At 41.6% G+C, this 2,118-nt stretch carries 2 protein-coding genes and 1 rRNA gene; 1 reads left to right on the top strand and 2 read right to left on the bottom strand.

Annotated features, from left to right (window positions below):
- Nucleotides 1-429: Ig-like domain-containing protein (locus HQ43_RS09475; RefSeq protein ID WP_455430392.1), on the bottom strand; the 429-nt coding region annotated here is incomplete at its 3' end.
- A 294-nt stretch (nucleotides 430-723) separates the two neighbouring features.
- On the opposite strand from HQ43_RS09475, the gene HQ43_RS09795 reads away from it, so the two are divergent.
- Complete coding sequence (locus HQ43_RS09795) at nucleotides 724-1,029, top strand: hypothetical protein (RefSeq protein ID WP_152567011.1); 306 nt, start codon at nucleotides 724-726, stop codon at nucleotides 1,027-1,029.
- Nucleotides 1,030-1,809: 780 nt separating this feature from the next.
- Here HQ43_RS09795 and rrf read toward each other — a convergent pair.
- Nucleotides 1,810-1,918 (bottom strand): 5S ribosomal RNA (rrf, locus tag HQ43_RS05225).
- Nucleotides 1,919-2,118 lie beyond the last annotated feature (200 nt).

Here is a 2,118-nt window from a genome sequence, read left to right as displayed (position 1 = left end):
GGCTGTCTTACCGCCATCCACGGATGTAGCAGTAATGGTGGCACTGCCTTCCTTATGCGTGGTTACCTCTCCGTTGCTGTCAACGGATGCCACCTCCGACTTGTCCGAACTCCACGTTACAGCCTTGTTCGGAACATCCGCAGGTGAGAACGTTACCTGAATCTTAAACTTCTCGCCCTCTACCACGCTCTTTTCCGTGGGAGATACAGCGATGCCTTCCACCACCTTCACCAGGGTTACTTTCACCTCCTGCCCGTAAGCCGTACCGGCGGAATTGGTTGCNCAGACACCACGATCCGTAACCGCCGCTCCGCCATCTGCAGAGACATTCCCCTCGCACTCGAAACTTGTTGTGGTGATGTTGGAAACAGAGCCGGTTGCTACCGTGGGAGCTTTTGCAGGCTCTTTCTGATCCTTCTTGCATCCCATAACAGACAGGGATACAGCCAGTAATAAAAATAGTACTCTTTTCATAATCATAAATTTTGTTATTTTCTCTTTCAATGATCTGATTGAACAAAACGCATAACAGAGAGAAGACGGCAGACAGTGAGCCGTATTCCAACGCATGATCGTTCCTTAATACTTGCAAAGGTATTATAAAAATATTACTATTCAAAATCATATATCGAATACTGAAATAACTTGAGATAAACGCTTATAAAACTTCCTCTGAATAGTTTTGCTGTCTGAAATCATGCCTTGACTGACACAATTCATCGCTTGATTGATACAATTCACGCCTTGATTGCCATAACTCACCCCTTGTTCTGCACCAATCATGCCTTGGTTTGTACCTCTGAACCTGATAAAACGAACTTAAAAGGCCGTTTATCGCATCTTTTTTTCGGGTTCAGAGCTGCTGTTACGCTAAGTAAAAAAGCAGTATCGGCACTCATCGTACCGGCACTGCTTTTATCTGTTTATCAAATATTTATCGCACAAGATTTGGTAAAAGAGTCAAAAATAAAGAGAGGATTAAGAAAACTTCTCGTCAAAATCTATAAAATAGAGACCCCGTCTGCCTAAAAAACCATAACTAACAGATGAAAACAAGTAGATAAAGACAAAAATAAAGGAGAACAAAAAGGATTGAGAGGAGAAAGCAAAAAGTCTGTCTATATTTTCATACAAGAAGGTATGGATAGAGTAAAAGGGATTGAAGAACTGTTTTTGAAGAGGGAATAACTCTCTGCTTTGCATCATCGGAAGAGCAAAAAAAGGATTGAAGAGGAGAAGACAGAAAGTCTCTTCTCTATTTTCATATGGAGTATGGAAAGAGCAAAAGGGATTGAAGAGGAAAAGCAGCTACTCCATCTCTATTTTCATACAGGGAAAGAAAAGAAGAAAGAGGATTAAAGAGGAGAAAGAAGGAAGTTCGTATGTATCTTAATATAGAGGAGAAACGGAGTGAAAAGAATCAAAGAGAAAGCTGTGGAAAGTTTCCGTCTCTATTTTCATGCGGAGTGGCAAAAAAGCAAAAAGGAATAAAGAGAAGAAAACAGCAAAACCGGCAAATCTGTAAAAACAAAGGAGAGAGCCACGTTCCTGTTACAATTCATGTCTCTCTCCTTCTCTATAAGTGGCGGCTACCTACTCTCCTGTTTGCATATTCCTTAGAAGCATGGAAAAAGAAAAAAGATTGAAAAGAAGAGAACAGCAAATCCATCTCTATTTTCATTTGGAGTAGAGAAAAAGTAAAAAGGATTGAAGAGAAAGAAAAGAAAGAAGCAGCAAAACCGGCAAACCGGCAAAAACAAAGGAGAGAGCCACGTTCCTGTTACGGTTCATGTCTCTCTCCTTCTCTTCAAGTGGCGGCTACCTACTCTCCCATTTGCATAGTACCATCGGCGTGATCGGGCTTAACTGCTCTGTTCGGAATGGTTAGAGGTGGATCCCCGATGCTATAGCCACCTTTATTGGCTTCGCAAGTCCGTCGGTTTCTTCGTTTCTCTTGTCTCGTTCGTTTCCCTATCCGACTTCTTCGCTATCTCTTTCTCGTGTCCGAAGTATATCTTTCCACACTTCTTCCACGCTGTATGTCTAACATATACGGAGAAAAGAACATAGTCCTAAAACTACAATACCCTTTGCCTGAGAAAATTCTCTAAATATAAG

It is taken from the genome of Porphyromonas canoris (assembly GCF_000769115.1).
In the GTDB taxonomy this organism is placed as follows: Bacteria; Bacteroidota; Bacteroidia; order Bacteroidales; family Porphyromonadaceae; genus Porphyromonas_A; species Porphyromonas_A canoris.
The sequence above is the reverse complement of the archived record's forward strand: the minus strand, read 5'-3'. Positions and strand labels throughout refer to the sequence as shown.